This window comes from Acidimicrobiia bacterium (assembly GCA_036271555.1).
Classification (GTDB): domain Bacteria; phylum Actinomycetota; class Acidimicrobiia; order IMCC26256; family PALSA-610; genus DATBAK01.
Map to the genome: position 1 here is coordinate 13708 of DATBAK010000026.1, position 26577 is coordinate 40284.

At 69.9% G+C, this 26577-nt stretch carries 28 protein-coding genes and 1 pseudogene; 21 read left to right on the forward strand and 8 right to left on the reverse strand.

Translation table 11 applies throughout. The features are described 5' to 3' along the window. Positions 1–51: 51 nt before the first annotated feature. Genes polA through VH914_07535 form a run of 3 tightly spaced genes read right to left on the reverse strand, consistent with a single transcriptional unit; the run spans position 52 to position 3633 of the window. A complete protein-coding gene (gene polA, locus VH914_07525) occupies positions 52–2718 on the reverse strand; it encodes a DNA polymerase I (GenBank protein ID HEX4491038.1) in 2667 nt (888 codons plus the stop codon). Continuing rightward, positions 2715–3296 carry a response regulator gene (locus VH914_07530; protein HEX4491039.1) on the reverse strand — a complete coding sequence of 194 codons (582 nt, stop codon included), beginning with the start codon at positions 3294–3296 and terminating at the stop codon, positions 2715–2717. Before VH914_07530 ends, polA begins: the two co-directional genes overlap by 4 nt. Before the next feature lie 37 nt (positions 3297–3333). Next, entirely contained in the window at positions 3334–3633 is a 300-nt protein-coding gene (locus VH914_07535) for a hypothetical protein (protein ID HEX4491040.1), read from the reverse strand. 186 nt (positions 3634–3819) lie between these two features. Between VH914_07535 and VH914_07540 the strand changes: the two genes are divergently transcribed. The 11 genes from VH914_07540 to VH914_07590 all read left to right on the forward strand — a co-directional run bounded on the left by VH914_07540 (position 3820) and on the right by VH914_07590 (position 15276). After that, the gene (locus VH914_07540; protein HEX4491041.1) at positions 3820–4104 is read left to right on the forward strand and encodes a helix-turn-helix domain-containing protein; all 285 of its coding nucleotides are present in this window, start codon (positions 3820–3822) and stop codon (positions 4102–4104) included. Positions 4105–4377: 273 nt separating this feature from the next. Beyond that, on the forward strand, positions 4378–5106 hold the full coding sequence (locus VH914_07545) for a DUF4118 domain-containing protein (GenBank protein ID HEX4491042.1): 729 nt from the start codon (positions 4378–4380) through the stop codon (positions 5104–5106). Positions 5107–5118: 12 nt separating this feature from the next. Beyond that, positions 5119–5262: a hypothetical protein gene (locus VH914_07550; protein ID HEX4491043.1), complete on the forward strand. Its 144-nt coding sequence runs from the start codon at positions 5119–5121 to the stop codon at positions 5260–5262. A 49-nt stretch (positions 5263–5311) separates the two neighbouring features. Beyond that, the gene (locus VH914_07555) at positions 5312–5401 is read left to right on the forward strand and encodes a potassium-transporting ATPase subunit F (GenBank protein HEX4491044.1); all 90 of its coding nucleotides are present in this window, start codon (positions 5312–5314) and stop codon (positions 5399–5401) included. A 44-nt stretch (positions 5402–5445) separates the two neighbouring features. Next, positions 5446–7161, forward strand: a complete 1716-nt coding sequence (gene kdpA, locus VH914_07560; GenBank protein HEX4491045.1) for a potassium-transporting ATPase subunit KdpA — start codon at positions 5446–5448, stop codon at positions 7159–7161. Between the two features lie 154 nt (positions 7162–7315). Further along, the gene (gene kdpB / locus VH914_07565; protein ID HEX4491046.1) at positions 7316–9373 is read left to right on the forward strand and encodes a potassium-transporting ATPase subunit KdpB; all 2058 of its coding nucleotides are present in this window, start codon (positions 7316–7318) and stop codon (positions 9371–9373) included. A gap of 1 nt (position 9374) precedes the next feature. After that, a complete protein-coding gene (gene kdpC / locus VH914_07570; GenBank protein HEX4491047.1) occupies positions 9375–9962 on the forward strand; it encodes a K(+)-transporting ATPase subunit C in 588 nt (195 codons plus the stop codon). 105 nt (positions 9963–10067) lie between these two features. Then, the gene (locus VH914_07575) at positions 10068–12593 is read left to right on the forward strand and encodes a sensor histidine kinase KdpD (protein ID HEX4491048.1); all 2526 of its coding nucleotides are present in this window, start codon (positions 10068–10070) and stop codon (positions 12591–12593) included. After that, positions 12590–13282 (forward strand): response regulator, encoded by a 693-nt coding sequence (locus VH914_07580; GenBank protein HEX4491049.1) that lies wholly within the window; start codon positions 12590–12592, stop codon positions 13280–13282. Before VH914_07575 ends, VH914_07580 begins: the two co-directional genes overlap by 4 nt. A 25-nt stretch (positions 13283–13307) precedes the next feature. Beyond that, positions 13308–13868, forward strand: a complete 561-nt coding sequence (locus VH914_07585) for a YqgE/AlgH family protein (GenBank protein ID HEX4491050.1) — start codon at positions 13308–13310, stop codon at positions 13866–13868. 208 nt (positions 13869–14076) lie between these two features. Beyond that, positions 14077–15276 (forward strand): choice-of-anchor D domain-containing protein, encoded by a 1200-nt coding sequence (locus VH914_07590; GenBank protein HEX4491051.1) that lies wholly within the window; start codon positions 14077–14079, stop codon positions 15274–15276. A 50-nt stretch (positions 15277–15326) separates the two neighbouring features. Here VH914_07590 and VH914_07595 read toward each other — a convergent pair whose 3' ends face one another. After that, on the reverse strand, positions 15327–16175 hold the full coding sequence (locus VH914_07595) for an alpha/beta hydrolase (GenBank protein ID HEX4491052.1): 849 nt from the start codon (positions 16173–16175) through the stop codon (positions 15327–15329). 86 nt (positions 16176–16261) lie between these two features. Here VH914_07595 and VH914_07600 point away from each other — a divergent pair, with 86 nt between their 5' ends. Then, positions 16262–16486, forward strand: a complete 225-nt coding sequence (locus VH914_07600) for a hypothetical protein (protein ID HEX4491053.1) — start codon at positions 16262–16264, stop codon at positions 16484–16486. On the opposite strand, the gene VH914_07605 is transcribed toward VH914_07600, so the two are convergent. Further along, on the reverse strand, positions 16474–18573 hold the full coding sequence (locus tag VH914_07605; GenBank protein HEX4491054.1) for a choice-of-anchor D domain-containing protein: 2100 nt from the start codon (positions 18571–18573) through the stop codon (positions 16474–16476). The genes VH914_07600 and VH914_07605 overlap by 13 nt on opposite strands. Before the next feature lie 46 nt (positions 18574–18619). Continuing rightward, positions 18620–19015, reverse strand: coding sequence for a DUF2784 domain-containing protein (locus tag VH914_07610; protein ID HEX4491055.1), 396 nt, complete (start codon positions 19013–19015; stop codon positions 18620–18622). 61 nt (positions 19016–19076) lie between these two features. On the opposite strand from VH914_07610, the gene VH914_07615 reads away from it, so the two are divergent. The 4 genes from VH914_07615 to VH914_07630 all read left to right on the forward strand — a co-directional run bounded on the left by VH914_07615 (position 19077) and on the right by VH914_07630 (position 21328). Then, on the forward strand, positions 19077–19571 hold the full coding sequence (locus VH914_07615; GenBank protein HEX4491056.1) for an RNA polymerase sigma factor: 495 nt from the start codon (positions 19077–19079) through the stop codon (positions 19569–19571). Next, the gene (locus tag VH914_07620; protein ID HEX4491057.1) at positions 19571–20416 is read left to right on the forward strand and encodes a hypothetical protein; all 846 of its coding nucleotides are present in this window, start codon (positions 19571–19573) and stop codon (positions 20414–20416) included. Before VH914_07615 ends, VH914_07620 begins: the two co-directional genes overlap by 1 nt. Positions 20417–20479: 63 nt before the next feature. After that, positions 20480–21130 carry a DUF4232 domain-containing protein gene (locus tag VH914_07625; GenBank protein HEX4491058.1) on the forward strand — a complete coding sequence of 217 codons (651 nt, stop codon included), beginning with the start codon at positions 20480–20482 and terminating at the stop codon, positions 21128–21130. Between the two features lie 54 nt (positions 21131–21184). Beyond that, positions 21185–21328: a hypothetical protein gene (locus VH914_07630; protein ID HEX4491059.1), complete on the forward strand. Its 144-nt coding sequence runs from the start codon at positions 21185–21187 to the stop codon at positions 21326–21328. Positions 21329–21349: 21 nt separating this feature from the next. Here VH914_07630 and VH914_07635 read toward each other — a convergent pair whose 3' ends face one another. Then, positions 21350–22801: an SGNH/GDSL hydrolase family protein gene (locus VH914_07635; protein HEX4491060.1), complete on the reverse strand. Its 1452-nt coding sequence runs from the start codon at positions 22799–22801 to the stop codon at positions 21350–21352. 261 nt (positions 22802–23062) lie between these two features. On the opposite strand from VH914_07635, the pseudogene VH914_07640 reads away from it, so the two are divergent. Beyond that, a pseudogene (locus VH914_07640) lies at positions 23063–23252 on the forward strand (VOC family protein). A gap of 157 nt (positions 23253–23409) precedes the next feature. Then, positions 23410–23604 (forward strand): CsbD family protein, encoded by a 195-nt coding sequence (locus VH914_07645; protein ID HEX4491061.1) that lies wholly within the window; start codon positions 23410–23412, stop codon positions 23602–23604. 11 nt (positions 23605–23615) lie between these two features. On the opposite strand, the gene VH914_07650 is transcribed toward VH914_07645, so the two are convergent. Beyond that, on the reverse strand, positions 23616–23909 hold the full coding sequence (locus tag VH914_07650; protein ID HEX4491062.1) for a hypothetical protein: 294 nt from the start codon (positions 23907–23909) through the stop codon (positions 23616–23618). 177 nt (positions 23910–24086) lie between these two features. On the opposite strand from VH914_07650, the gene VH914_07655 reads away from it, so the two are divergent. Genes VH914_07655 through VH914_07665 form a run of 3 tightly spaced genes read left to right on the forward strand, consistent with a single transcriptional unit; the run spans position 24087 to position 26541 of the window. After that, positions 24087–24917, forward strand: coding sequence for a MerR family transcriptional regulator (locus VH914_07655; protein ID HEX4491063.1), 831 nt, complete (start codon positions 24087–24089; stop codon positions 24915–24917). Further along, a complete protein-coding gene (locus VH914_07660; protein HEX4491064.1) occupies positions 24914–25810 on the forward strand; it encodes an ATP-binding cassette domain-containing protein in 897 nt (298 codons plus the stop codon). The genes VH914_07655 and VH914_07660 overlap by 4 nt, the downstream gene beginning before the upstream one ends. Continuing rightward, positions 25807–26541: a hypothetical protein gene (locus VH914_07665; protein ID HEX4491065.1), complete on the forward strand. Its 735-nt coding sequence runs from the start codon at positions 25807–25809 to the stop codon at positions 26539–26541. The genes VH914_07660 and VH914_07665 overlap by 4 nt, the downstream gene beginning before the upstream one ends. The last annotated feature ends 36 nt before the right edge of the window (positions 26542–26577 follow it).

Sequence of the window (26577 nt, forward strand, 5' to 3'; positions counted from 1 at the left end):
CGAGGCGGTTGACGGAGGCGGGGCGGGAGGGCGACAGGGCGCCCGGATCCGCTATTTCGCGGATGCCCAGTTGGGCCCGAAGCCCAGGTCGACCACCAGCGGAACCTTCAGCGCGCACACCGACTCCATCGTCGTGCGCACGAGCTCCCGCACCGACTGCTCTTCGCCGGTCGGCACCTCCAGCACGATCTCGTCGTGCACGGTGAGGATCATGCTGCTCTCGGATCCCGCCTCGGCGAGTGCGGCGTCGACGTCGATCATCGCGAGCTTGAAGATGTCGGCGGCCGAGCCCTGCACCGGCGCGTTCTGCGCCATCCGCTCCCCCATCTGGCGGATACGGAAGTTGTCGGACGCGAGCTCGGGCAGCAGCCGGCGCCGGCCGAAGATCGTGGTCGTGTAACCGCGCGACTTCGCCTCGCGCACCGACTCGTCCATGTACGCGTGGACGTTCGGGAAGCTCTCGAAGTACGCGTCGAGGATCTCGCGCGCCTGATCCGTCGGGATGTCGAGCCGCTGACCGAGGCCGTACGCCTCCATCCCGTACGCGAGCCCGTAGTTCACGACCTTCGCGAAGCGGCGTTGGAACTCGTCGACCTTCGCCTCGTCGACACCGAACACGCGCGCCGCGGTCACGGTGTGCACGTCGAGGTTGCGCGCGAACGCGTCGATCAAGCCGGGATCCTCGGCGAGGTGTGCGAGGACGCGCAGCTCGATCTGCGAGTAGTCGGCGGTGAGGAGACCGAAGCCCTTCGCCGCGACGAACGCCTTGCGCATCTCGCGCCCGCCGGACGTGCGGACGGGGATGTTCTGCAGGTTCGGCGAGTCGCTCGAGATGCGACCGGTCGTGGTGGAGATCTGATTGAAGCTCGCGTGGATGCGACGGTCGGGACCGACGAGCGGCGGCAGCGCGTCGGCGTAGGTGCCGCGCAGCTTCTCGACCTCGCGGTAGCGGAGGAGGTCGGCGACGATCGGGTGCGTCTCCGCCATCTTCTGCAGCGAGTCCGCGTCGGTCGACGGACCCGTCTTCGTGCGCTTCACCGGTGTGAGCCCGAGCACGTCGAACAGGATGTGGCGCACCTGCGGCGTCGAGTTGACGTTGAACGTCTCCCCCGCGTGCGCTTGGATCTTCGCCTCGAGATCCCGGCACTGGCTCCCGAGATCCGAGCTCAGCGCTTCGAGAAACGCGAGGTCGACGGCGACGCCCGCGTGCTCCATGCGCGCGAGCACGGGAACGAGTGGCCGTTCGAAGCGCTCGTACAACGCGGTCAGCTCACGCGCGTCCATCGCCTCGCGCAATCGGTCGACGAGCAACAACAAGGCCGCGGCCTCGCGGCCCGTGCGCTCGGACTCCTGATCGCCGCCGAAGTCGAGGGTTCCTTCGACCGCGTCGGGCGATCGCAGCTCGATCGACAGGTAGCGCAGCGCGAGGTCGTCGAGGAGGTACTTCCCCTCGGCGGGATCGAGCAGGTACGCCATGATCGCGGTGTCGGATTCGAGCCCGCTCAGGTCGAGCTCGCCGAGTCCGTGGATGAGCTCCTTCGCGCGGTGCACCACGATCGGCGGGCCCGATGCGCCGACCAAACGCGCGAGCGCCTCGCGCACCGCGGCCGCCTCGAGCGTCTCGGCGTCGAAGTAGACGGCCGCGTCGGTCGTGCGCGCGGCGGCGAGCCCCAGGAGCGCGCTGCGGCCGGCGCCGCCGGCCCAGCGCGCGTCGAGCGCGACGCGGTCGGATTGCGCGGCGAGCTCGTCGAGCGCGGCGACGGCCTCGCCCGCGTCGCGCACCGTCCGCACCTCGACCTCGAACGCGACCGCGTCGACGGGTTCCGCGTCGGGTTCGGCCGCGCCGATCGCTTCGAGGGTGCGCGGCAGCAGCGTGCGGAACTCGAGCTGGTTGAACAGCACACGAAGTTTGTCGCGGTCGATCGCGTGCATCGTGAAGTCGTCGAAGCCGACTTCCAACGGCACGTCGCGGCGCAGGATGCTCATCGCGCGGTTCTTGAACACGCGCTCCTGCGCCTCACCGAGGTTCTGACGCTGCTTCGGTGGCAACGAATCGAGGTTCTCGAAGATCTGCTCGAGCGTGTCGTAGGTCGCGACGAGCTTCGATGCGGTCTTCTCGCCGATGCCCGGGACGCCGGGCAGGTTGTCGGAGGGGTCGCCGCGCAGCGCGGCGTACTCGGGGTACTGCGTGGGCGTCACACCCGTGCGCTCGAAGATGCCCGCCTCGTCGTAGAGCGCGTAGTCGGACACACCTCGCCGGTTGTAGAGCACCTTGATGTGCGGGTCGCGCACCAGCTGGTACGAGTCGCGGTCGCCGGTGACGATGATGACGTCGATGCCGCCGTCGGCGGCCTGCGTCGCGAGCGTCGCGATCACGTCGTCGGCTTCGACGCCGCTCTCCTCGATCATCGTGATGTCGAGGACGTCGAGCACTTCGCGGATCAGCGGCAGCTGCGACTTGAACAGGTCGGGCGCGGCGGAGCGCCCCGCCTTGTACTCGGCGTCCATGTCGTCGCGGAACGTGCGGCCGGGGGTGTCGAACGCGACGGCGACCAGATCAGGGTGCTCGTCGCCGATCACCTTCGTGAGCATCGCCGTGAAGCCGTACACCGCGTTCGTCACGGTTCCCGCCGCGGTCGCGAGATCGGTCGGGAGTGCGAAGAACGCGCGGTACGCGAGCGAGTGGCCGTCGAGCAGGAGGAGCTTGCGCGCGGTCACGGAGAGAGCGAACCGGCGATCACGTCGGTCGCCACGGCCGCGATCGTGCGGCGCGTGTTCATCGCCGTACGTTGCAGGAAGCGCCACGCGTCCGACTCGCTCAGGCCGTGCTCGTCCATGAGGCGACCCTTGGCGCGGTCGGTGAGCTTGCGCGCCTCGAGCCGCTCCGCGAGGTCGGCGTTCTCCTGCTCGAGCGCGACGAGCTGCTCGTGCCGACCGAGCGCCATCTCGATCGCGGGAATGAGGTCGCTCTTCTGGAACGGCTTCACGAGGTATGCGAGCGCGCCCGCGTCGCGCGCCTGCTCGACGAGGTCGTGCTGCGAGAACGCGGTGAGGATGAGCACCGCCGCGAGCCGCTCGCTCGCGATGTGGCGCGCGGCCGTGAGGCCGTCCATGCCCGGCATCTTGATGTCGAGGATCACGAGGTCGGGCTTGAGGTCGCGCACGAGCTCGATGGCCTGGTCGCCACGACCGGTCTCGCCCACGACCTCGTAGCCGTCCTCTTCCAGGATCTCCTTGAGGTCGAGACGGATGATGGCCTCGTCCTCGGCGACGACGACACGGACCGGCTGGGTCACTGCGAGGGCCTTTCGGGGTTCCGGGCGGGGGCGGCGCTCAGTGTGAGGGCTGTTCGGCCGCCATGCGGTCGAGCAGCGCATCCTGCTCGCGTTCGAGCTCGGCAATCGAACGGACGAGGACGTCGCGCTGCCGGGCGAGGGCGTCCGCGTGCCGCCGGCTCTCGCGCGCCTCCGCGTCGGCCAGCGGCGTCTCGGAGACGAGCGAGCGCAGACGCGCGTCGTCGGCCTCCTCCTCCATGAACAGAAGCTGCTCCTGTGCGACCGCGAGGTCGGCGCGCAACCGCTTGAGGCGATCGCTGACGTCGATGAGCCGCCGCTCGAGCAGCGAATGGGTCACCCCGTCATTCTACGAGGCGCGTCCCACGACGGCTCGGGCGACGGCGAGGGATAGCGTCGCCCGCCAATGGGGAGATCTGTGGGGCGTGCCCAGGCTCGGCGCGCGTATCTCGACGCCATCGATCAGCTCGACACTGCCGATCGAGCGTTGCGTACCGAGTTGGCCCGCGCCCGCCGGAATCGAGCGATGCTGCGGAGACACCTGGCCGAAGGAGGCGACGCGGCAGGCTGCCGAGAGCTCCTCGACCTGCGTAGCGCGACGACCGACTTCGACGGCGCCGTGGGCCGGCTGCTCGCCGGCAGGCGACGCGCGCAGCGGGCGATGTACCAGCTCTCGGCCGCCGAAGGCATGACCGCAACCGAGATCGCCCGGACGTGGGGCGTCTCGCGACAGTTCGTCTCGCGCATCCTCAAGAACGCGCGCGCCCACAACAAGAAGGTGGGCGGGCCGGGTTCACGTGTGGGGTCGTGAAGCCCGGCCCTGCCCATGCTCAGGACGCGCGCGGCTCTCTCCGCAGGCACCCCAGGACGGCGGATCGTACTGGCAGAACCCGCCTCCGTGCGCAACCGAGGTTGCGCGCGGGATCGCGCCGGCACACGCGGTCGGCCCGTGGGCGCGTGACGGCGCCATCAAGATTTCTCGACTCGGCGTGAGGACGGCGTAAAGACGCTGGTCGCGGCGACGCCGCGGCGCGACAACCCGAGCGTGGCCCCAAACGCACCGCTCGACCGCCGCATCGCCAGCATGGCGATGCTCGCCGCGCTGCTCGTCCCTCCTGCGGCCGCGGCGGCGCTCGTCCCCGTGCGCGACCACACCGACAACGCCAACCTCGCGCTCGCCCTCGTCGTCGTGGTGGTCGCAGTGGCGACGTTCGGTCACCGCGGCGCGACGGTCGTCAGCGCGGTGTCGGCGGCCGCCTGGTTCGACTTCTTCCACACGCGGCCGTACTACTCGTTCACGATCACCGCGCACGACGACGTCGTCACGTTCGTGCTGTTGCTGCTCGTCGGCGTCGTCGTCGGCGAGCTCGCGATCCGCACCCGCCGCAGCCGGCGCGCGGCCAAGCAGGGCAGCGACGACCTCGCGCACCTGCACGCGATCGCCGAGCTCGTCGCGGGCGGCGAGCGGCCCGACATCGCGGTCGTCACGGTCGCGATCGAGCTGCGCCGCATCTTCGACCTCCAGGACTGCACGTTCGAGCCCGCGCCGTTCGAGACCATCCCGAAGATCGCGCACCTCGAGCGCAGCGGGAACGTCGTGTTCGGCGGCCTCGGCTGGGGCGTCGGGACGATGGGGCTGCCGGGCCATCGCGTCGACCTCGTCGTCGCCGGCTACGGCCGCACCTTCGGTCGCTTCCTCCTCACACCCCGGCCCGGGCGGCCGGTCTCGTTCGACCGCCGCATCGTCGCGACCGCGCTCGCCGACCAGGTCGCGGCGGCGTTCGTCGCCGACTCCGCAACCACGGCGCCCTAGGAAGGAGTCCCCGTGCAAGATGTGATCTTCGTTGCCATCCTCGTCGCGTTCTTCGCACTCGCCGCGCTCTTCGTACGTGCGTGCGACCGCATCATCGGCGACGAGACCGAGTCGACCGACTCACCGCGCGCGGAAGAGCTGGCGGACGCGGCATGAGCATCAGCCGGCACGACGCGCTCGCTCACGCGGCCGAAGGCGCGAGCGAATGAGCTACGACAACGGTGTCGGACTCGTGCTCGCGATCCTCGTGACCGCGTACCTCGTGTACGCGCTCGTGTTCCCGGAGAAGCTGTAGTGCCTGGGCCCGGCCGCGTCACACGATCCCGGTCGAGGTACTGAATGTCGGCGTCCGCGTGGCTCCAGCTGCTCTGCCTGATCGCGCTGCTCGCGATCTCGACACCGATCCTCGGCTCCTACCTCGCCAAGATCTACGGCGACGGCACGGCACCGGGCGATCGGGTGTTCCTGCCGGTCGAGCACGCGATCTATCGAGCGTGTCGTGTCGACCCGGACCGCGAGCAGCGGTGGAACGTCTACGCCTACTCGCTGCTCGCGTTCAGTGCGGTGTCGGTGCTGATCCTCTACGCGCAGCTCCGGCTGCAGGGACACCTGCCGGTGAACCCGACGCACGTCGTCGGACTCGGGCCCGCGCTGTCGTTCAACACCGCGGCGAGCTTCCTCACGAACACGAACTGGCAGAACTACGCCGGTGAGTCCGCGATGTCGTACCTCAGCCAGATGGCGGGGCTCGCGCTGCACAACTTCGTGTCGGCCGCCGCAGGCGCCGCGGTCGCGGTCGCGTTGGTGCGCGGGCTCGTACGCGGCCGCGCGAAGACGCTCGGCAACTTCTGGGTCGACCTCGTCCGCACGACGACGCGCGTCCTGATCCCGATCGCGTTCGTGGGCGCACTCGTGCTCGTCAGCCAGGGCGTCGTGCAGAACTTCCACTCGAACCGCGTGGTGACGACGGTCAGCGGTCAGCAGCAGACGATTCCCGGCGGGCCGATCGCGAGCCAGGAAGCGATCAAGGAGACCGGCCAGAACGGCGGCGGCCCGTACAACGCGAACTCCGCGCACCCGTTCGAGAACCCGAACCCGATCACGAACCTGTTGGAGCTCTGGCTCATCCTCGCGATCCCGTTGGCGTTCCCGTGGATGTTCGGGAAGATGGGCGGCAACCTGCGACAAGGCATGGTCGTGCTCGCGGTGATGGTCGCGTTCTGGCTCGTCGGCGCGCTCGTCGCGATGCACTTCGACACCAATCCGAACCCGAAGCTCACGGCGCTGAACGTGAGTCAATCGCAGACGTCGACGCAGGCCGGCGGGAGCGCCGAAGGGACCGAATCCCGCTTCGGACCCGCGGGCTGCGGATTGTTCGCCGATACGACGACGGGGACGTCGACCGGCGCGGTGGACTGCGCGCACGACAGCATGGAACCGATCGCGGGCGCGGTCCCGCTCGTGAACATCATGCTCGGCGAGGTGAGCCCCGGCGGCACGGGATCGGGTCTCTACGGAATGCTGATCTTCGCGTTGACCGCGGTGTTCATCGCGGGGCTCATGGTCGGGCGCACGCCCGAGTACCTCGGCAAGAAGATCCAGGCCGCGGAGATGAAGCTCGTCGTCGTCTACCTGCTCGCGGTGCCACTCGTGATCCTCACGTTCGCGGCCATCTCGATCGTGCTGAAGACCGCGCTGCACTCGCAGGCGAACTCGGGGCCGCACGGCCTGACCGAGATGGTCTATGCGTTCGCGTCCGCGTCGAACAACAACGGCTCGGCGTTCGGCGGGCTCAGCGGCAACACGCAGTGGTTCAACACGACGCTCGGGATCTGTTTCCTCGTCGGCCGCTTCTTCCTCATGGTGCCGGCGCTCGCGATCGCGGGATCCCTCGGTCGGAAGCAACCGGTGCCGCCGTCGGCGGGCACGTTCCCGACCGACACTCCCCTGTTCGCGGCACTGCTCGGCGGCGTCGTGATCATCGTCGTGGGGCTCACGTTCTTCCCGGTGATCGCGCTCGGTCCGATCGTCGAGCACCTCGTGGGCAAGTTCTGATGGTCGCACTCGCTCACGCTCGCCGCTCCGGACGCCTCGGCCCCCGACCGTGGCCGCGCCGCTCGCTTCGCTCGCGCGCTCGGGCGGGAACGTCGAAGGAGAGCTCGTGACTGCATCCGCGATCGATCCGCAGACCGAGCCCGCGCACGAGACCGTGCCGAGCCTGAGCGCGCGGCCGACGAAGCGCCGGTCGGCGTCGATGTTCGACCCCGCGCTCATGAAGCGCGCGGTCGGCGACTCGTTCCGCAAGCTCGACCCGCGGCAGATGGCGCGCAACCCGGTGATGTTCGTCGTCGAGATCGGCAGCGTCATCACCACCGTGCTGTTCCTCCGCGACGCGCACCGATCGACGGCGGCCGACAACGTGTTCGTCGGACTCGTCACCGCGTGGCTCTGGTTCACCGTGCTGTTCGCGAACTTCGCGGAGGCGGTCGCCGAAGGTCGCGGGAAGGCCCAGGCCGACACGCTGCGCAAGACGCGCTCCGAGACCGTCGCCCGCGTGCTCCAACCCGACGGCACGACCCGAGAAGTACCGTCGAGTCGGCTCACGGTCGGCGATCGCTGCGAGGTCGTCGCCGGCGAGATCATTCCCGGCGACGGTGACGTCGTCGAAGGCATCGCGTCCGTCGACGAGTCCGCGATCACCGGCGAGTCGGCCCCCGTGATCCGAGAATCCGGTGGGGACCGCAGCTCGGTGACCGGCGGCACGCGCGTGCTGTCGGACCGAATCGTCGTCGAGATCTCGTCGAAGCCGGGCGAGAGCTTCCTCGACCGCATGATCTCGCTCGTCGAAGGCGCGTCGCGTCAGAAGACGCCGAACGAGATCGCGCTCAACATCCTGCTGGCGGGGCTCACGATCATCTTCCTGCTCGCCGTCGTGACCCTGCAGCCGTTCGCGATCTACTCGGGCGCGCCGCAGACGATCACCGTGCTCGTCGCGCTGCTCGTGTGCCTCATCCCGACGACGATCGGCGCGTTGCTCTCCGCGATCGGCATCGCGGGCATGGACCGGCTCGTGCAACGCAACGTGCTCGCGATGTCGGGCCGCGCGGTCGAGGCCGCGGGCGACTGCTCGACGCTGCTGCTCGACAAGACCGGCACGATCACGCTCGGCAACCGGCAGGCCGCGGAGTTCCTCCCGCTTCCGGGCGTGTCGGAGGATCAGCTCGCCGACGCCGCGCAGCTCTCGAGTCTCGCCGACGAGACGCCGGAAGGGCGTTCGATCGTGGTGCTCGCGAAGGACCGCTACGGGTTGCGCGAACGCGAGCTGTCGGGCGCGACGCTCGTGCCGTTCACCGCGCAGACGCGCATGAGCGGTGTCGACATCGAGGACCGCTCCATCCGCAAGGGCGCGACCGACTCGGTCAAGCGCTGGGTGCGGGAGAACGGCGGGACGGTGCCGGCCGAGCTCGACCCGATCGTCGAAGGCATCTCCAAGCACGGCGGTACGCCCCTCGCCGTCGCCGACGGCGATCGGGTCCTGGGTGTGATCCACCTCAAGGACGTCGTGAAGGAGGGCATCGCCGAGCGCTTCGCCGAGCTCCGGCGCATGGGCATCCGCACGGTGATGATCACCGGCGACAACCCGTTGACCGCGGCCGCCATCGCGACCGAGGCGGGCGTCGACGACTTCCTCGCGGAAGCGACGCCCGAGGACAAGATGGCGCTGATCAGGAAGGAGCAGTCGGGCGGCGCGCTCGTCGCCATGACCGGCGACGGCACGAACGACGCGCCCGCGCTCGCGCAGGCCGATGTCGGCGTCGCGATGAACACCGGCACGCAGGCCGCCAAAGAGGCCGGCAACATGGTCGACCTCGACTCCAACCCGACGAAGCTCATCGAGATCGTCGAGATCGGGAAGCAGCTGCTCATCACGCGCGGCTCGCTGACGACGTTCTCGATCGCGAACGACGTCGCGAAGTACTTCGCCATCATCCCCGCGATGTTCCAGGGCGTGTTCCCGCAGTTGCGCACGCTGAACATCATGCGGCTCGACAACCCGCACACCGCGATCCTCTCCGCGGTCATCTTCAACGCGCTGATCATCGTGGCGTTGATTCCGCTCGCGCTGCGGGGCGTGAAGTTCCGCGCGTTGGGCGCGGCCGCGGTACTGCGGCGAAACCTCTTGATCTACGGCCTGGGCGGGCTCGTCGCGCCGTTCATCGGGATCAAGCTCATCGACCTGATCCTCTCGGCCTCGGGGGTGCACTGACATGCGGCGACAGTTGGTGCCCGCGCTCATGATGACGATCGCACTCACGATCCTCACCGGACTCGCCTATCCGCTCGTCCTGACCGGAGTCGCGCAGGGCCTGTTCTCGGCGCGCGCGAACGGCTCGCTCGTGAAGGTCGACGGCAAGGTCGTCGGCTCCTCGCTCCTGGGACAGGACTTCACCGCGACGAAGTACTTCCACCCGCGGCCGTCCGCGACCGCCGAGACGCCGTACAACGGGCTCGCGTCCGGCGCGTCGAACCTCGGCCCGTCGAACCCCGACCTCATCAGCACGGTGAAGGCGCGCGCGATCGCGTACCGGAAGCTCAACGGGCTCGCCGCGAACGCGCAGGTGCCGGTCGACGCGGTGACGGCTTCGGGCTCGGGCCTCGACCCCGACATCTCCGTCGCGAACGCGCGGTTGCAGGCTCCCCGGGTGGCGAGGGTGCGGGACCTGTCCGTCGCGACCGTGCTCGCCGCAGTCGGTCGCCACACCGAGAACCGGGCCTGGGGCTTCCTCGGCGAGAAGGTCGTGAACGTCCTCGAGCTCGACGTCGACCTCGACCGACTGTCCGTCGCGGCAAAGTAGAGCGGTGAGGAATGGGCAGAACCGCCGGAAACGGGCCGGTCGCTTGGCGGCCCGCCCGACGCGGCGGCCGAGGCGTCGAGGCGGGCGAAGCTTGCGAGCCCGCCCATGAGCACGGGCTCGCTGCGGGTGTATCTCGGGGCGGCACCGGGCGTCGGCAAGACGTTCGCGATGCTCGACGAGGGGCGCCGGCGCAGCGAGCGCGGCACCGCCGACATCGTCGTCGGGCTGGTCGAGACGCACAACCGGCCCAAGACGATCGCGCAGCTCGCGGGCCTCGAGATCGTCCCCCGCAGGGAGATCGACTACCGCGGCCAGCGCTTCGAGGAGATGGACGTCGACGCGATCCTCGCGCGGAATCCCGAGGTCGCACTCGTCGACGAGCTCGCGCACAGCAACGTGCCCGGTTCGCGCAACCAGAAGCGTTGGCAGGACATCGAGGAGCTGCTCGCCGCGGGCATCAACGTCATCTCGACGGTGAACATCCAGCACCTCGAGTCGCTGAACGACGTCGTCCAGCGCATCACCGGGGTTGCGCAGCGCGAGACGGTTCCCGACGCGATCGTGCGGGCGGCCGACCAGATCGAGCTCGTCGACATGAGCCCGGAGGCGCTGCGCCGCCGCATGGCGCACGGCAACATCTATTCGGCCGAGCGCATCGACACCGCGCTCGCCAACTACTTCCGCATCGGCAATCTCGCCGCGCTGCGCGAGCTCGCGCTGCTGTGGGTCGCGGACCGGGTCGACGAGAACCTGCAGGAGTACCGCGAACGCCACGGCGTCGCCGACTCGTGGGAGACGAAGGAGCGGGTCCTCGTCGCGCTGACGGGCGCGCCCGGCGGCGACGACCTCGTGCGCCGCGCGGCGCGCATCGCGATGCGCACACGCGCGCTGCTCATCGGGGTGCACGTGCAGTCGTCCGACGGACTCGCAGACTCGGCGTTGGGCGACGTCGAGGCGCACCGCGCGCTGCTCGAGGAGTTCGGCGGGCAGTATCACGAGGTCGCGGGCGCGGATGTCGGGCGTGCGATCGTTCAGGTCGCCCGATCCGAGAACGCGACGCAGGTCCTGCTCGGTGCGAGCGCGCGCTCACGCTGGAACGAGCTCGTGCGCGGCTCCGTCATCAACGACGTCATCCGGCAGGCGGGCGGCGCGTTCGACGTCCACGTGATCTCGACCGCCGGCGCGGAGGGCGAGGAGCGCGCGCCGTCACTGCTACCCCCGCCGCGATTGCGGCTCGCCGCGCTGTCGCGCCGACGACTCGGGATCGGATTCGCGCTCGCACTCGTCGGGCTCCCGATCCTCACGTTCGTGCTCTCGCACCTCCGCGACAACATCGGTCTACAGAACGCGCTCCTCTGCTACCTGTTCATGGTCGTCGCGGTCGCGACCATCGGCGGCGCGCTGCCGGCCGCGGTCGCGTCGGTGCTCGCGTTCGTGCTCCTCAACTGGTTCTTCGCACCACCGATCCACACCTTCACGATCTCGAACGGGCGCGACGTGCTCGCGCTCGTCGCCTTCCTCGTCGTCGCCGCCGTGATCAGCGTGCTCGTCGACCTCGCGACGCGCCGGCGCAACGACGCGTATCGCGCGCGCGGCGAAGCGCGCTCCCTCGCGCGCATGGCCGCGGTCGTGCTGCGCGCGAGCGATCCCCTCCCCGAGCTCGTGTCCGACCTCGTGGCCACGTTCCACCTCGACGGTGGCGCCGTGCTCACGCCGTCGAAGGGCGGCTGGCACGTCGACGCGGCCGCGGGCACGCATCCACCGACATCGCCGGTCGACGCCAACATCGCGTTGCCGCTGCCGGGCGACGCGACGCTCGTGCTGAAGGGCTCGGGGCTGCGCGCGGAAGACCGTGAGGTGTTCGACGCCTTCGCGACCCAGCTCGGCGTCGCGATCGAGAGCCGGCGGTTGCAGGCCGAGGCCGCGGGCGCCGCCGCGCTGGCCAAGGCCAACGAGCTGCGCACCGCGCTGCTCGCGGCCGTGAGCCACGACCTGCGCACGCCGCTCGCGTCGATCAAGACCGCGGCGACGAGCCTGCTGTCCGAGGACGTGTCGTTCGATCCGGCCGCGGAACGCGCGCTGCTCGAGACGATCGACGACGAATCGGATCGGCTGAACCGGCTCGTCGGCAACCTGCTCGACATGAGCCGCCTACAGACCGGCGCGCTGGTCGTGCAGGCGCGCGCCGTCGGGCTCGAGGAAGTGGTGGGCAGCGCGATCGCCGAAGTGTCCGCGAACGCGCCCGCGATCGACGTCGACGTCGACGTGCCCGACAGCCTCCCGCTCGTCGACGCCGATCCCGTGCTGCTGGAGCGCGCGCTCGTCAACATCGTCGGCAACGCGATCCGCTACTCCCCGCCCGGCGAGCGCGTGCGGGTCCACGCAGGAACCGTCGACGGGCGCGTCGAGCTGCGCGTGGTCGATCGCGGGCGCGGCATCCCGGTCGCGGAGCGCGAGCGCGCGTTCCAACCCTTCCAGCGGTTGGGCGATCACCCGAACGGCGAAGGCGTGGGGCTCGGCCTGGCCGTCGCGCGAGGCTTCGTCGAGGCGATGGCCGGTGTCGTCTCGGTCGACGACACGCCGGGAGGCGGCTGCACGGTGATCCTCGACCTGCCCGAAGCCGGCCCGTGACGAAGCTGCTCATCGTCGACGACGAGGCCCGCTTCACGCGCGCGCTCGCGATCAGCCTCCGTGCGCGCGGCTACGAGGTCGAGACCGCGGCCACGGGCGAGGAAGGCCTCGAGCTCGCGGCGCGCGTGCATCCCGACGTCGTCGTGCTCGACCTCGGCCTGCCGACCCTCGGTGGACTCGACGTGTTGCGGGCGCTGCGCGGGTGGACGTCGGTGCCGGTGATCGTGCTGTCGGCGCGCCACGAGGAGCAGACGAAGGTCGAAGCGCTCGACCTCGGCGCCGACGACTACGTCACGAAGCCGTTCGGGATGGACGAGCTGCTCGCGCGGCTCCGCGCGACGCTGCGCCGGAGCGTCCCCGGTCAAGACGACCCCGTCGTCGAGACGGCCGACTTCTCGATCGATCTCGCCGCGAAGCGCGCTCGGGATGCGAACGGCAACGAGGTGCGCCTCACACCGATCGAGTGGGGCATCGTCACGACCCTCGTCCGCAACCGCGGCAAGCTCGTCACGCAGCGGCAGCTGTTGCAGGAGGTATGGGGACCTGGCTACGGGACGGAGACCGAGTACCTGCGCGTCCACCTCGCCGCGATCCGGCGCAAGCTGGAACCGACACCGTCGCGTCCCCGATACTTCGTGACCGAGGCCGGCATGGGTTACCGCTTGGAGTGGATCGACTCGCCGGCGTGAGCGGCGCGGTTCGGAGGCACGCGCAATGGTCGTCCCCTCGTTACGAAACAAGCTGCTCGTCGCAGGCCCTGCGCTCGGCGACCCGAACTTCGAACGCACCGTCGTGCTCATGCTCGACCACGGCACGGAGGGCGCGCTCGGCATCGTGCTGAACCGGCCGACCGACACGCCCCTGGCGGAAGCGGTCAGCGACTGGGCACCGCTGGCGACGCCGCCCGCCGTCGTGTATCTCGGCGGACCCGTCGGCATCGGCACGATCATCGCCCTCGGCCGCACGGCCGACGAGGACGATGCTCCGCCCGGCACCGAGCCGGTCACCGGCACGCTCGTCGCCGTCGACCTCTCGACCGATCCCGAGGCACTCGTGTCCCGACTCACCGACCTGCGGGTCTGGACCGGGTACGCGGGTTGGGCGGGCGGGCAGCTCGAGGCGGAGCTCGCGCAGGAAGCGTGGTTCGTCGTCGACGCCGATGTCGCCGACGCGACGACTTCGGATCCCGGTGCGCTCTGGCGCGCGGTGCTCGGACGGCAACCCGGCACGCTCGCGTGGTTCTCGAACTTCCCCGAGGATCCCGCGCAGAACTGACGCGCGCCTTTTTCCAGATGTTGGTCGACGCGGTGTCACGGGCGCGCCGACGCATCCGCGACGCACGGTTCACATGCGCGAACGCACGCTGACGCGTGGATAGCGTGCGGTCGACGGCACTGCACGTGGCCGCCCCCCGACACAGAGGTGGGACATGACTCGTCGGCATTCGCTTCGTTCCCGCGTCGCTCTCTGCGCGTCCGGCGCAGTGTTGATCGCGTTCGTCGCGGCCGCGCCCGCGGGCGCGACGAACCGCGTGCCGGTGCGCGCCGGCTACGGACATCCGCACGGCGCGACGACCGTGCATCCGCACGTGGTCGGCACCGTGAGCGTGACGCCGTCGAACATCGTCTTCCCCGCGCAACGCGCCGGCACCTTCAGCGGGGTCGGCAAGACCGTCACCATCACGAACACGGGCACGGTCCCGGTGACGTTCAGCGACATCGAGCCGACGAAGAACGACTTCTTCGGTCTCACGAGCTGCTTCGACGACTCGCTGCCCATCGGCGAGTCGTGCACGATCACCAACTACTTCATGCCGAACGCGGTCGGCGCCCGATCGGGGACGCTCGAGATCTCCGACGACGCCGCGAACTCACCGCAGAAGGTCACGATGAGCGGCACCGGCGTCGAGGGCTATTACGTCGCGGGCGCGGGCGGCGAGGTCGCCGGCTTCGGTGACGCGGTCGACGAGGGCGACGCGACGAACGTCGGCCTCACGCAGCCGATCATCTCGATCAAGACGACGACGAACGGCGACGGCTACTGGCTCCTCGGCTCCGACGGCGGCATCTTCAGCTACGGCAACGCGCACTTCTACGGGTCGACCGGCGGCATCCACCTCAACCAGCCCGTCGTCGGCATGGAGCGCACGGTGACCGGCAAGGGCTACTGGCTCGTCGCGTCCGACGGCGGCATCTTCAGCTACGGCGACGCGAAGTTCTACGGCTCCACCGGCGCGATCCACCTCAACCAACCGGTCGTCGGGATGGCGCGCACACCGACCGGCCACGGCTACTGGCTCGTCGCGCGCGACGGCGGCATCTTCAGCTTCGGTGACGCGAAGTTCTACGGCTCCACCGGCGCGATCCATCTCAACCAACCCATCGTCGGCATGGTGCCGCGGCCGAACGGCAAGGGCTACTGGCTCCACGCGAAGGACGGCGGTTTGTTCGCGTTCGGCGACGCGCCGTTCTACGGCGGCGCGGCCGCGTCGGGTCTGTCGATCTCGGGCATGGCGGCGACGCCGGACGGCGGTGGCTACTGGATGACGTCGACGACCGGCGCGGTGTTCCACTACGGAAACGCCGCGAGCTACGGCGACCTCCCGTCACACGGCGTGGCGGCGAGCGACGTCGTCGGCATCGCGCCGACCTCGCCACCCTTGCCGATCGAGTTCTTCAACTGACGCGCGTCACCGGCTGAGCTCGCGAGCGGCGGGAGCGGCCGAGCACGTCGCTAACCGAGCGTTTCCAGGAGCTGCGGCGCGAGCCGCGGCCAGCGCTCGAAGAGTCCCGCGCCTTCGCGCGCCGCAATGCCGCGCTGCTTCCACTCGTCGTCGGGCCACGGCGGCTCGACGAGCATCGACCCGGGGATCAGCTCGTGCAGCTTCTCCGACGTCGCGCGCGTGTGGTGCGGGTCACTCATGCCGCTTCGGAACACGAGCGTCGGCACGGTGATCCCTGCGCACTTCGCGTCGGAGAGACCGGGCACCGTCGTCGAAGGATCCGGGCAGTACGCGAGCATCCAACGCTCGAGCGTCGCGATGAGCTCGCGCGGCTGCTGCGCGAGGAAGATCGCGCGGTTGCGGGGATTGCGCTCGAGCACCTCCGCCCATTCGGGCAGCTCCGCGACCGCGTCCATGCCGTCCATCCACGCGGCGCGGATCGACTCGCCGCAGTAATGCGTCGCGAGCAGCATCAAGCCGTACACGCCGCCCGAGATCCACACCATGCCGAGTCCGGCCGCGACGTCGGGGTGGTTCGCGACGGTGAGGAGCGAGACGCGCGCGCCGCCGGAACCACCGAAGATCACCGCGGGCGCCATGTCGAGCTCGCGCAGCAAGCCCGCGAGATGGTCGGCCTGCATGTCGGACTCCGACGGTCCGCGGAAGCACACATCCGACGCGCCGCAGTTCGGTCGGTCCCAGATGAGCACGCGCTTGCCGCGCGCCGCGAGCTCGAGCGCGAGCTCGCGCAGTCCCGGCGTGTCCTTCGAGAACCGCCCGCCGGGCGTGAGCACCCATGGCTCACCGTCGCCGACCACTTCGTACGCGATCTGGGTGCCGTCGATCTCGACACTCGGCATGACGCTCCCCTTGCCGTCGGGTGTGGGACCTGGCGATTGCGACATCATGTCCGCACGAGCGCGCGGTCAGCGAGAGGACGAGATCAATGACGGTCGATCTGGGTCCGGTCAAGGTCGTCGGCGCCGACACGCACCTCACCGAGCGGCGCGATCTCTGGACGTCGCGCGCGCCGGCGAAGCTCGATTTCCCGCACCCGACGCGCCTCTACCCGGACCCGCTCGCGACCGCGGCCGCGAACATGGCCGACCTCGATGCATCCACCAGGGCGAAGATCCTGGGCGGGAACGCCGTCCGGCTCTACGGCCTGTAGGCGAGGCGCGTCGACGAACGCGCGGTGAGCGGAGTCAGGCCCGACGACGAGGCGCGCGCGACACCGACCAGCGCGGGTGGGATCAACGGCGCGGTGCCGGCGATGCCGATGACGTCGGTCACGCCCCGACTCGCGGCGTCGCCGTACGCGGGCGCGTCGCCGTAGCGGAAGACCTGGCCGCCGCTCGACACCATCCAGTAGCCCTTGCCCGTCGGCGTGCCCGCGAGCCCGACGATGCGCGCGCCCGAGTTCGCCGCCGAGCCGAAGAAGTGCGCATCGCCGTAGGAGAAGACGCCGCCGTCGTTCGCGACGAACTCGTAGCCGTGACCGCTCGCGGTCGGCGCCATGCCGATGATCGGCCGGGAGAGATGGATGTTGCCGGTCGAGCCGTAGAACTTCGCGTCACCGAAGCTGAAGATCCCACCGTCGGACGCGACCAACCAGTAGCCCTTGCCGGTCGGTGTCGCGGCCATGCCGACGATCGGCTTGTTCAGCTTCATCGCGCCGGTCGAGCCGTGGAACGCGGCGTTGCCGTACGAGAAGATGCCGCCGTCGCGCGCGAGCAACCAGAAGCCCGCGCCGTTCGCGGTCGGCGTGATCGAGATCACCGGTGCGGCGAGCGCGTGCTCGGCGACGCCGAGGACGCTCGCGTCACCGAAGCCGGCCGCGCCACCGCGCGCGTCGGCGAGGTAGTACCCCTCGGTGCCGCTGCCGGTGAGCGGGGCCGATGCGCTGGAGTTCGCGCTGCGGACCACGAGATTGGCTTGGCGCGCACCGAGCTTCAGCGCGCCGAAGGCGATGGTCGCGGTGCACGAGTTGCCCGCCGCGAGCGACTTGCCGACGCGACAGGTCGTCGTGCCGAAGAAGTCGTACGAGTTGGCCCCGCCGATGCCGATCGCGGTGATCGTGGCCGCGCTCGATCCGGTGTTCGTGACCGTCACCGTGCGCGACAGGCCGTACGTGCCGACGCGCTGGAACCCGAACGACTCGGGCGAGGGCGAGAGCGTGAACGGGCTCGGCACGGTCGCGCCCGCGATCGTCAAGACGTGGAAGGTGTCCTTCGGTGCGTCGTGGCCGTGGTCGCCCGTGATCGCGAACACACGGGTTCCGTCGGGTGAGAACCGCACGCCGCCACCCTCGACCGTCTGGTCGGTCGGGCCGAAGTCGTGCGACGCGATCGGCGCGCTCGGGACGCCGAGTCGGTACACGACGACGTCCGGGTTGTAGATGCCGTTCATGCCTCCGGCGAACAGACCGCCGGCCGCGGCCGTCGTCGCGACCGAAGTCGGGTACGGGTTCGCGGGATACACGACGCCGGTGTCGGCGAGCGTGGTCGAGTCGAGGCCGACGAACTGATACGGCGCACCGCCCGCGGAGAAGACCGACGTGCCGTCGGGAGTCCACGCGAAGTCCTGCGAGTTCGAGACCTGCTCGGTCTCGAGCCGCTTCAGCGCGACCTTCACGGGCGTCGCGCCGGAGAGGTCCATGATCGCGACCGTCGTCGGCGAGTCACCGGGCACGAACATCGCGAGACGGTTCGGGTTCGCGGGATCGGCGGCGAGACCCACACCGTCGACGACGATCGGATTCGCGAACGCCTGCGTCGATCCGTCGGCGAGCGAGACGCGCGTCAGCAAGCCGGTCGACGACGGCACGACCCAGAGCGCGCCCGCCGCGGATGCGAGGTAGTCCATCCCCGCGATGCCGGTCGCGAGCGTGCCCGTCTTCGCGAACGTGCCCGTGTCGAACGTGTCGATCGCGCCCGCGGTCGCGGCCGCGACATAGAGCGTGGTGCCGACGACCGCGAGGCCGCGCGCACCGGCCTCACCGGAGATCGTGTGGACGAGGTTGCCCGAGAAGTCGAGCACGGCGACCTTGCTCGTGTCGTAGAGCGACACGAAGACGTGCTTGCTCGCCGCGTCGACGACCTCGAACCGCATCAGTCCCGGCAACGCGGTCGCGTGATCGGTCATCTGCGCGCCCGCGGGCGCGGGCGTGATCCCGCCGACTGCGGCGAACGTCGCCCCACTTGCCAATACCGCCATCAGCGCCGCGCCGACGCGCGCGCGGAGTCCGCCCGTTCCCATGTCCCACTCCCAGCCCGTTGCCCTACCACCCATCGTGGTCGGTTAACTACGGAGTGTCAACTTCGCCCGGTTTGGCCGCGACGGCCGAGTCACGATTCGTCGAGGGCCGGAGCGCGTAGGCGGCCGCGATCCCGGCACCGAACACGAGCCAGACCGCCCACTCGTATCCGTGCGGATAGACGCGGCCGGTCAGATAGTGGTCGACGAACCCGTCGCGGTACGGGCGTTGTCCGCCGCGGCGCCGGAACGACTGCTCCCACGACGTGAGCGGGCAGTCGAACCCGATGGTGATGCTCACGACGCCGACCGCGATCGCGACGAGGTGCACCCATACGAGTCGCGGCCGGCGCCACGCGAGGAAGCCGCCGAGCGGGATGAACGCGAGGTACGCGAGGTGCACGACGAGCACCCCGTCGGCGAGTCCGATCCACACGGTGTCCACGCGCCACCAGCATGACGCGCGAGGTTGAGACGATTGATGCCGCTCGGAGGTTGAAAGGATCGTGCACGAACCGTCACGACACGACGTCGGGCTGAGCGAGACGGAACCGTCGTTCGAGGAGTTCGTCGCGCGGCACGGCGAGGGTCTGCGCCGCGCGCTCGTCGCGGCCTACGGCGTCGACGTCGGCGGCGACGCGTGTGCGGAAGCGCTCGCGTTCGCGTGGGAGCACTGGGACCGCGTCGGCGCGATGGAACGGCCCGTCGGGTACCTGTTCCGCGTCGGGCAATCCGCGAGCCGGCGGCTGCTGCGGCCGCGCCGGCGGCGCATCGAGCTCCCCGCCGAACCCGTCGATCCCGATCTCGGCGACGTCGGCGTGCGCCTCGACGAGGCGCTGCTCACGCTCTCGCCCCGTCAACGCGCGGCCGTGTTGCTCGTACACGGGCACGGCTACTCGTACACGCAGGCCGCGGAGATGACGGGCGCGTCGGTGGGGAGCGTTCGCAACGAGCTGCACCGCGCGATGAAGCGCCTGCGCGCGCAGATGGAGGCGGGATGATGCCGACGATCGAAGAACGGCTCGCGCGCTACGGCGCGCAGCTCGACGACGCGGCGCTCGCTCGCGTGCCGGCCGCGACGACTGCCGGTGGCGGCGCGCGGCGAGGGCCGGGCCGACGCGTGTTGGTCGCCGCGCTCGGCGTCGCCGTGGCGCTCGCGATCGCGGTCGGCATTGCGGTCGCGAACCACGATGGCCGTCACGCGTCGGGCATCGCGCCCGCGTCGACGCCGACGACATTCGTTGCGACCACTCCCCCGACGCGGTCGTCGGTGTCGTCGACGACACCGACGACCGCGTCCGCGACATCGACCACGTCGACGACCACCAGCGCGGTGCCGGTCGGAACGAGCGTCGTCGCGTACCACCCGTTCGTCGGGAACGCGATCGATCCCCGCCTGCACGTGACGACGCAGGCGTCGGGATACTGCCTGCAGGCGGGCGTGGGCGCGCACGACTACTACCGCTGCTTCGACGCCTCCGGCAGCCAGGTCTACGACCCGTGCTTCGAGGGACCACGCGGTTCTGCGCAACCGCTGGTCTGCCCGAACGATCCGACCGCGCTCGACGTCGTCGCATTCCTCGCGAGCTCGGTCTCCGGCGGTCCCGCGAACAAGACGCCGCGACCGTGGGCGTTCCAGCTCGAGGGCGGGCAGGTCTGCCTCTTCCTGTCCGCGGCCTGGGGCCGGCTGGGCCCGTACTCGTGCAGCGCGTCGGCCGCGCCGCCGCACCTCGCCGACTGCCACGAGCCGACCACGTCGCAGCCGTGGTGGAGCGCGTCGTGTCAGGCCCAGCTCACCGACACGAGCCCGTTCGTCACGCAACGAATCGTCACCGTCTGGGACTGACGCGCAAACCGCGCGGACGCCGCGAGCGTCTGAATGGCACCCACGACGAGAGGTGCGGTTCTCATGAGAGCTCGCGGTCTGTGTGTGCTCGGTGTCGGTGCGATCGCGTTCGCCGCGTGCGGACACTCGACGGCGAAGGCGGCGAGCCCACCGTCGTCGCATCCGCGCGCGACGACCACGACGACGACCACCATCCCCGCGCCGACGGCGACCGCGCGCCCGATGCCCACGACGACCATCACCACCGCGGTGCCGTTGCCGCCGCCCGCGGCGTCGGCCGCGTGCACGTCGGGCCAGATCGCGACGACGGCGACCGACAACTCGGGCATGGGCCACATCGGCGTGGTGCTCCGGTTCCGCAACTCGAGCGGCACGACCTGTCATCTCGAGGGTTATCCCGGTGCCGCCGCGCTCGACGCGCAGGGCCACCAGGTCGTGCAGGCGGTGCGCACCGTGAACGGGTTCTGGCACGCGCTCCCGCCCGGCGAAGGTCCGCCGGTCGTCACGCTGGCGCCGGGACAGATCGCGTCGGCGTTCATGGAGGGAACCGACGTCCCGGTGAACGGAGCCACCAGCTGCCCGACCTACCCGAAGCTGCTCGTCACCCCGCCGAACACGACGGTCTCGGTGCCGATCGCCAAGGCGATGCCCGGCTGCACGCCGATCCAGATCCACCCCGTCGTTCCGGGCACGACCGGCACGATCGTGCACTGAGTGTCGTAGGCCGGCGCGATCATCTCCCCAGGCTCGAAGGAACGGAGGGCGGACATGAATCGTGGGGGTTGGAGCTGGAAGCGCCAGTTCGGCATCACGGCGGCGAAGCGACGGGTGTCGCGTGCGACGGGCATCCCGTGGACGAAGTCGGGACGTCAGCGCAAGGTCGGCGGCATGATCTGGAAGCTGTTCAAGTAACCCACGACCGGCGCGATCCGGCTACCAGTTCCACCCGGCCGCGTACGTGCCGAGCGCGAGCATCGTCTGGCCCTGCTGGCTCGGGTGGAAGTAGTCGATCGACGAGATGTCCGGCAGCTCGAACGGGAAGCTGAACACCGTGTTGTCGTCGAAGCGGCAGTTGGCCCACTGCGCGCACACCGTCGCGAGCGCGGTGTCGAAGTCGACCACGCGCTGACGGACGCGTGCGCGGCGGTCGATGTCGGCCTGCGCCATCGACGTCGGGTTCACGAGCATCGCCTGGCAGATCGCGAACTGCGTCCAGCGACTCACCGCGTCGGCGTCGACGTGCCCGACCTGCCAGAGGCGCTCGAGGTCGGGGATGCTCGCCACGAGCACGTGTGCGTTCGGCAGACCGTTCTTCAGCGTGTTCATCGCGCTCTGGAACTGGCTCTGGAACGTCGCGACCGACGTCATCGCCGACTCGGTCGACGTGCACGCGTCGTTCGCACCCATCTCGATCGTCACGTAGTCGACGCCCTGGCCGACCGCGCTCGCCGCCTGGCCATTCAGCGCGTTCATCTGCGCGCCCGACACCGCGTCGTTGTGCGCGTGCCCGTTCATCGCGGGATTCACGAGCAGCAGGCGCGAGTACTGACTGTCGATGTCGACCTGCGTGCCGGTGGACCACGAGACGGCCGGACACTCCTGCAGGACGTCGCAGGCGTCGAAGGCCTTCGTCATCGAATCGCCGAGCGCGGCCATCGAGCTCGGCGCCGGCGTGCTCGTGGGTGTGGCGTCGTCGTCGATGATCGTGCCGGTGCCGGTCGCACGCGTGATCGACACACCCGGCGGGAGCGACGCCGCGCTGATCGCGACCGTGAGCGTCTCGTCGTTCTCGAGCAGCGCGTCCGGCCACACCGTGACCGCGAGCTTCTTCACCACGGGGGTCGTGCCGTTGCGTCCGGGCTTGATCACGATCGTGCCCGCGGTCTTGCCGCCGAAGTCGCCGCCGCCGGTCGCGGTCTTGCTCCACTGCGCGTCGACGCCCGCGATCGCATACTGCAAGGTGAGCGCGCTCGTCAGTGGCGACGAGAGCGTCACCGGGAACATGAGCTTGCGCCCCGTTCCGGAGCTCCCTTCGACGACGCTCGAGTCGCCGATCGCGACCCGCACGTCGGGCGACGCGTCGTCGTCGAGGATCGTCCCGATACCGAGGGCGCGCGACAGGCGCGCCCCACCGGTCGGGTTCGAGAGGATGACGCGGAACGTCTCGTCACCCTCGGCCGCGGTATCCGCGAACACCGGCACGGACACGGACGCGGCGACTTTCGTGAGGCCGTTGCTGCCGACCTTGAACGTGAGCGTGTGCTCGGTGCCGCTCTTGTCGTTGAAGTCGATGCCCGGCGCGGCCTTCTTCCCACCGGTCGCCGACGCCGACGCGATCCGGTACTGCACCGTGATCTGAGTGCTCGACGGCTGCGACAGGGTCACGGGAAGCGAGATCGTGCGGCTGCCGGTGTCGCCCTCGACCATCGTCGTGTCACCGATCGAGATGCACGGCACCGAGCACGCGGGCCACGGTCCGGTCGTAGGCGGGCTCGCGTGCGCGGCCGTCATCGCCGGCACGATCATCCCCGCCCCGAGCAGCGCGCTCGTCACCAGCGCCGCCAGTCCCCTCCGCATACCCCGCCCCCCGGCTCGTTCGAGCCTGCATCATGCCCGACGCCACGCCCGCGCCGGCAAGATCAGGCAATGGAACGTGTGCTCGGCATCGGCGGCCACTTCGTGCCGCGCCGCCGACCCGGCGGCTCTGGGTGCGTGGTACCGCGAGCGCCTCGGCCTGAACGCCGACGTCGCCGAGGACACGCAGGAGATGGAGGGCGTCGGTCGCTTCGGTTGGGTCACCGACCCCGAAGGCAACCGCATCGAGCTCTGGCAACCGCCTGACGGCGCCGTCGCACGCGATTCGTGTTCCACCCGTTCGGGTGTATCGCCGCACCATGCGCGGGAAGCAACCTTGTTCGTCGGCGCCGACCACGGGGTAGCAGACCTCGAACGCGCTGACCGCCGACCCAGCCTTCGAAATCGAGAGGACGACCATGGACGCGAACACCGATGACCTCAAGGGCCGCGCGAAGGAAGCTGCCGGTGATCTCACCGACAATCCGGACCTGAAGCGTGAAGGCAAGGCGGACCGCGCGAGCGGCAAGCTCAAGGACGCGGTCGACAAGGTGGAAGAGAAGGCCAAGGACGTCATCGACGACGTCAAGGACAAGCTCCACCACAAGGACTGAGCGCCGAAGCGTCACGAACTCGCTCGGCCACCGCGCATCCAACGCGCGACGAGAACCGAGCCCACTCCGCTCACGACGAACGTCGTGACGGCCGACGCGAATCCTCGCCTTTGGATGGACATGACGAGGACGAGCGCGGCGGTGGCGAGCATCAGCGTCATGAAGATCCAGCCGTGCCCGCCCATCGGTCGGGCGCGTCGCTCGCGCGCTGAGGATTCGTAGAACCCGCTCCGGCGCAACCGAACGCCGAGGATCAACACTGCCGCGATCAGCAGCAGCGGCAGGACGATCGCAAGCACGTGCACGCAGCGGGGCTCTACCCGTCACTGGCCCTCACGACCTTCACCGTTCATGTGGCTCGTGCGGGCCCGGAGGATCCCGGTCCACGTTTCCTCGACGCGGCTGCTTGACCTTGACCTTGGGGGAAGCCGCAGACTCGTCGGGCAACGGTCGCATCCATGAGGAGCGAGCACGTGGAGCTGATGAGCATCGGAGCGTTCGCCGGACGCTCGCGGCTTTCCGCCAAGGCGCTGCGGCGGTATGACGAGCTGGGTCTGCTGCCGCCGGCACGCGTGGACGAGGACTCCGGCTATCGCCTGTACGAGCCCGGCCAGCTCGAGCAGGCACGCCTGATCGCGGCCCTGCGCCAGCTGCGGATCCCGCTGGCGGAGATCAAGGTGATCCTGGCGCTCGAGCCGATCCAGGCGGCAGACCGCATCCGCGAGGTCTGGGCCGCAACCGAGGCCGAGCACACGACCCGCCGCGCGCTCGCTACCTACCTGATCGACGAGTTGAGCGGCAGGCGGTCCGTGACGTACGAGGCCTGGACGAGGGAGATACCCGATCGCAGCCTGCTGTGCGTGAAGCGCAACATCGCCGGGGTGGATCGGGCGTGGGCGTTCGGCAAGGAGTTCATCGCCCTGCTTCGGCGCTACCAGCTGCCGTGGATCGAGGGCCGCGCCGGCGCGTTCTTTTGTATCTACTGGGGCGAGGTCAGCGAGGACAGCGACGGTCCGATGGAGTGGTGCCGGCCCGTCCCACCCGACGAGGCGGAAGCACTCGCCGCCCGCTGCCCGGAGCTGACCCTGCGTACCGAGCCCGCCCACCACGAGGCGTTCGTGAAGATCAGCGATGGGCAGATCGACGGCGCCGAGTGGCAGCTGGTCGAGCAATCGCTGCACTCGTGGAGCGACCAGCAACCAGGCCTGCTCCCGACGGATCTGGGTTTGCGGATCACGTATCTGCCCAGCGAAGTGGGGCGCGATACGTACCAAGACTTCGCAGTGCCGTTCAACGTTGGGCCACGCGGATGACGACGGTCGTCGAAGCCGAGTCATTGACCAAGCGCTTCGCTGAGATCACCGCGGTCAGCGACCTGTCGTTTGCGCTGGAGGCCGGGACGATCACCGGTTTTCTCGGACCGAACGGCGCCGGCAAGACCACGGCACTGCGGATGATCCTCGGTCTCGCGGCGCCGACGAGTGGACGGGCACTGGTGTTCGATCATCCGTACGCGGCGTTGCCGCGTGCGGCGTTGCGGGTCGGCGCCGTGCTCGAGGCGACCGATTTCCATCCCGGCCGAACCGGTCGCGACCACCTGCGGATGCTCGGGCAGGCCGTCGACCTTCCCGACTCGCGTGCGGACGAGGTGCTGCGCTTGGTGGAGCTCGGTGACGCCGCCCGGCGACGGGTGAAGGGATACTCGCTCGGGATGCGTCAGCGACTCGGGCTCGCGGCGGCACTGCTCGGCGACCCGGAGCTGCTGATCCTCGACGAGCCGGCCAACGGGCTCGACCCGGAGGGCGTTCGCTGGCTGCGCGACTTCCTGCACAGCCTGGCCGCAGAGGGTCGCACGGTGCTGATCTCGAGTCATGTGCTCGCCGAGGTCGCGCAGACCGTCGACCGAGTGCTGATCATCAGTCGCGGGCGGCTGGTGATCTCGTCCTCGCTGGCCGAGCTCACCGCGCGTGCCGGAGGCCCGGTGCGCGTCCGCAGCGGCGATCCGCAGCGACTCGCGACGGCGCTGCGCGACGCGGCGCTGCCGGTGACGACGAGTACCGACCACGCGCTGCTCGTCCAAGGAGCATCGAGCGAGCGGGTCGGAGAGATCGCCTTCGCCGCCGGCGTCCCGGTTCACGAGCTGGTCAACGACGGAGGCGGGCTCGAGGAGATCTTCCTCGAACTGACCGCCGAGGCACCGGCGTGATCGCGCAGATCAGGGCCGAGCTGCTGAAGATTCGCTCGACCCGCACCACGATCGGGCTGATCATCGGGATGGTCGCGCTCGTCCTGCTCTTCGCGCTGCTCAGCGGGCTGCTCAGCCACTCGAGCGCGCTGGCGAGCCGAGAGGATCAGCGTGAGCTGCTGAGCGTGAGCAGTCTCGCCGGCGTGTTCTCGGCACTGGCCGGGGTGTTGCTCGTCACCAGTGAGTACCGCTTCGGCACGATCCGTCCGACGAGCCTGTTCAACCCCGGGCGCACACGCGTCCTCGCGGCCAAGGTCGTCGTCGGCGCGCTCGCCGGACTCGCGTTCGGGATCGTGGGCGAGGGGATCGCCTGGGCGATCGGCTACGCAAGCCTCGACGGGCGGGGCATCACGGTCGTGCTCACCAGCAGCGACGTCCTGCTCCTCACCCTTGGGGGGCTGGCCGGCGTCGTGCTGTGGGGCGCGATCGGCGTCGGGGTCGGCGCGATCATCCACAACCAGGTCGGCGCGATCATCACCCTGCTCGCCGGGGGTCTCATCGTCGACAACATCGTGTTCGGCCTTGTCCCCTCAGTGGGGCGGCTCGCGCCGACCCGGGCTTCGGACGCGCTGATGGGCCTCAGGGTCCACCATCTCCTCTCGCCCGGCGCCGGCGCGATCACGCTGATCGCGTGGGCCGCCGCACTCGCAGCGCTCGGCATCGCGCTGTCGGTTCGGCAGGACATCAACTGACTCCCTGCGTGGAAGTCGGACTCCTTGTTTTTTGCA